Source organism: Piscinibacter sp. (genome assembly GCF_050175855.1).
In the GTDB taxonomy this organism is placed as follows: Bacteria; Pseudomonadota; Gammaproteobacteria; order Burkholderiales; family Burkholderiaceae_C; genus Piscinibacter.
Window position 1 is genome coordinate 1 of record NZ_JBFXIO010000487.1, and the last position, 3,279, is coordinate 3,279.

Sequence of the window (3,279 nt, forward strand, 5' to 3'; positions counted from 1 at the left end):
ACAGGTTGCAGTTCTCGGCCGACCAGGCGATCTCGCCGTTGTGGCAGGCGCCGCAGTACTGGCCGTCGATGATCTTGAGCATGTTGATCTGGTTGCCGCCGGCCTTGAACTCGAAGCCGAGGTCGGCATGGCACACCTTGCAGCGGAAGCGCACGCGGTGGAACCAGTGCGGGAACACCACCGGCCGCATGCCCGCCGCATCGGAGTAGTTGTTGATGACGACGTCGCCGTACTCGGCCTGTGCGTCGGGTGGCGCGGCGCTCCACAGCAGCAGCACCGTGGCGAAGGCCGCCAGCGCTCTGCGCCAGGGCCGTCGCAGGAGGGACAAGGTGTTCACGGGAAGGACTCCGGGTGCGAAGGGATGAAGGGGTTCAGTAGCGCCGCTGCACACGCGCGAACAGCGCCGCCACGCTGCGGCCCTCGACACGCGCCAGCCGCGCCGACAGCCGCGCCTCGAGGCGGCCGATCGAGTAGTCGATGCGGCTCTCCAGAGATTCGGTGATCCGCTCCAGCGGCGCGTCGACGTCGCCGAGCGCGCGGCTCTCGAGTTGCTGGCTGTTGACCGCCAGGATCAGCGCGTAGCGCAGCCGCGGCACCTCGAGGAAGCGCTGGTGCTCGTAGCTCAGCGTGCCGCTGTAGAAGCGCTGCCAGCCCACGCCCGCTTCGCGCAGCGTGCCCGTGAACGGGTCGAGCTGGGTCGCATCGCTGCGCGCCGACTGCCAGGTCAGGTTGCCGTTCCAGCTCGAGTGGCGCGTGAGCTGCGTGCGCCGGCTGAACTGCGCGTTGATCAGCTGGAAGCGGCCGCTGTCCTGTGCCCAGGTGCGCGAGTCGCTGACCGACAGGCCGGCATAACTCTGGCTCGCACCGTCGCCCGCGCCCTGCCAGTACAGGCTGGCCGAGTGCGAGAGCGCGCGCGTGACGTCGGGCGTGAGCGACTCGCGCAGCAGGCCCAGGCTCTGCGTGAGGTTGACCGAAACGCTGTCGGTCTCGCTGGCCATCCAGGTGCGCGACAGGCCGTGGTTGCCCTGCACGCCCGCCGCCTTGCGCAGGGTCACCTGGCTGCTGCGCGTGACGCTGCCGCTGGCGCCCAGCGACGGCGTGTAGCGCCACTCGCCGAAGGCCAGGCCCTGCGGCGTCCAGGTCAGCCCGCCGGTGCCGGTGGCATTCAGGCTGCGCGGCTGGCCGTCGATCTGCACCGAGCCGCCGGACAGCGCGCCGGAGGCCCGCCACTCGCGGGTCAGCTCGACGCTCGCGCCCAGCGTGCCGTTGATGGCGCGCGCGCGCTGTTCGGCGAAGGCGAGGTCGCCTTCGGTCGCGGTGCCCGCATCGAGCAGCCGCACGCTGGCGGTCAGGTACATCGGCGAGTCGGGCCGGAACAGCACGTCGCCCTCGCGCGGCCGCCAGGTCGCGAAGCTGGAAAGCTGGCGCACGTCGCTGCGGCTCTCGAAGCGCGAGCCGCCGGCACCGCTGGCCAGGCGCAGGTCGCTCCAGCTGGCCAGCGTGTCGACGTGCAGAGACTCGGCCGGATGGAAGGTGTGGCGGCCGTTGAGCAGGCCGATGCGCGTGCGGTCGTCGCTGTCGCTGCGGTCATTGCGGCTGAGCTGGCCGGAGAGTTCGAACGAATGGGCAGCGAGCTGGCGCAGCGCGGTGCCGCGCAGCGTGACCACGGTGTCCTCGATGCCGCTGAACGATTCCAGCCGGCTGTAATCGAGCGCGGCGTTGACGCTGTCGCCACCGCTCTCCGGTCGCCAGGCCTGCGTGACGCCGAGGCGATAGGTCCGGAAGTCGGCGCCCAGCGTGTCACCGCCGGCGCGGCTGTCGGCCACCTCGGCGCGGAATTCGAACGGAAAGCGGCTGACCGGGAAGACCGACAGGGCCACGCGCCCGGTCAGCGCGAGGCTTCGCGCGGTCGTGCTGCTCGCACCGTCGGCCGGCGTGGCGGTGTCGCGTGCGGCCAGCAACCCGGCGCCCGCACGCAGCTGGATGAACCAGGGCTGCCACACGTGCGTGGCCATCTCGATGTCGTTGTAGAGCAGGCCCTGGGTGCTGCGCGAGCCGTCCTCGAGGCGAAGGCGCCGGGCGTCGAGCGACAGCGTGCCGCCCCAGCGCGGCGGCGCGAACTCCCAGCGGATGCCGCTGCCGGCCACCGGCACGGCGATCTCCGGCTCGACGCGGCCGGTGGCACCGGTGGGCGGGTCGGGCTCGGGCGCGCCGGGCACGAAGGCCGCGGCGCCGGCACTGCCCGCGCGCAGCAGCAGTGCGGCACAGAACCAGCGGGCGCGAACCTGCCGTCCCTTGGGCATGGGAGACCCGAGCAGCCGCCGGCACTCAGCCGGCGCGCGCCTTCTCCGGGGTCGCGGGCAGCGGCGCATAGTGGCTCTCGTCGATGCGGACGGGCGTGGCGCGGCGCAGATCGGCGATCAGCCTGTCCCAGCGGGCCTGCGCCTCCTCGCGCTGCCAGAGATCGGCGGCACGCTCCTTCACCTGCTCGAAGGGGCGCTGCTGCGCGGCGCGGCGGTCGTCCAGGCGCAGGATGGCGATGCCCTCGAGCAGTTGCACCGGCTCGGACAGTTCCTTCGGCTTGAGCGCATCGACCACACCGTGCACCGCCTCGGGCAGCATGCCGCGGTGGGTGTAGTCCATCTGCCCGCCCTGGGCGGCACTCTTGTCGCCGGAATGCAGCTTCGCGAGTTCGGCGAAATCGGCGCCGGCCTTGAGCTTGCGATGGATGGCCTGGGCCTCGTCCTTCGCGCCGTTCCACACCGCCTGCGGCGAGCTCGGGTCGACCTTGAGCAGGATGACGCTGAGCTTGACCTGCTCGGGCTCGACGAACAGCTCACGGTGCTTGTCGTAGTAGGCCCGCGCCGCGGCCTCGCCGGGCTCGGGCACGTTCCTCACCAGCTTGCCGAGACGGTCGAGCAGGCTCTCGGCCTCGAGCTGCGGCACCACCGCGGCGAGCATCTTCTCGCGGTTGGCCTTCCAGTTGGCGCTGCTGGCGTACTGCCGGTCGTAGCCGGCGACGGTGGCGTCGATCATCGCGCGGTCGGGCTGGATGCCGCGGCGCTTCGCCTCGGCCAGCAGCAGCACGCGGTTGACCACGTCGTCACCGACCTCGCGCTGGAACTTGGCGTACTCGGCCTCCGGCGGCTTGGCGTGGTAGTACTTCTTGCGCCTCGCCACCGACAGCGCGCGCTGGTAGTCGGCCGCGCTGATCACGGTATCGCCCACGGTGGCGAACCGGTCGCCGGCGCTCGCCGGCAGGGCGGCCGCCAGCAGCGC

General features: G+C 71.9%; 3 protein-coding genes. All 3 read right to left on the reverse strand.

The window, feature by feature from the left end; genetic code table 11:
- The coding region (locus AB7U92_RS24400; protein ID WP_428583007.1) for a c(7)-type cytochrome triheme domain-containing protein at positions 1-337 on the reverse strand (337 nt) is incomplete at its 3' end.
- 34 nt (positions 338-371) lie between these two features.
- The gene (locus tag AB7U92_RS24405) at positions 372-2,303 is read right to left on the reverse strand and encodes a hypothetical protein (RefSeq protein WP_428583009.1); all 1,932 of its coding nucleotides are present in this window, start codon (positions 2,301-2,303) and stop codon (positions 372-374) included.
- A 25-nt stretch (positions 2,304-2,328) separates the two neighbouring features.
- A partial coding sequence (locus AB7U92_RS24410; protein WP_428583011.1) for a peptidylprolyl isomerase occupies positions 2,329-3,279 on the reverse strand: 951 nt, incomplete at its 5' end.